Origin of the sequence: Rhizobium leguminosarum, assembly GCF_010668065.1 — a bacterium.
Lineage (GTDB): Bacteria > Pseudomonadota > Alphaproteobacteria > Rhizobiales > Rhizobiaceae > Rhizobium > Rhizobium leguminosarum_S.
Genome location: NZ_WUEN01000045.1, coordinates 1 through 415, shown reverse-complemented (window position 1 = coordinate 415; position 415 = coordinate 1). Strand labels below are relative to the sequence as shown.

General features: G+C 26.0%; 1 protein-coding gene. It reads left to right on the top strand.

Going from position 1 to position 415, the window contains the following annotated elements:
- Window positions 1-237, top strand: a 237-nt coding sequence (locus GR198_RS35210; RefSeq protein WP_164070489.1) for a hypothetical protein, incomplete at its 5' end; no start/stop codon positions are given.
- Window positions 238-415: the final 178 nt, after the last annotated feature.

Below are 415 nucleotides of genomic sequence, written 5' to 3'. Positions count from 1 at the left end.
ATAACAGATCAATATGAAGAAATGTTTAAAAATGATACGCAAGTAATGGATATAGCCAAGGCAAATAGCTATGAAGCTTTGGTAAAAACTTTTGCTAAATCACATATTGAAAGAGGGATAATTAAATCCAAGAATAGAAATGATAGGTTAGTAAAAGAAATATTAACTAATGGAAACCTTCAAAACTATATGATTCATTATTTAGCTGAAAAAATATACGATGAAGCTAATAAATAGTTTTATGGTATTTTATTAAATAGCTATACAATGATGATAATATTAAACTTAAAACATGATTAAAGAGAAAGCAAGGGGAAAAGAATTTATGGCAGATATTAAATTTGAAATAGAAAAAGAGCTAGGTTCAATATCAGAATCATCAAAGGGATGGACTAAAGAATTAAATCTTATTAGC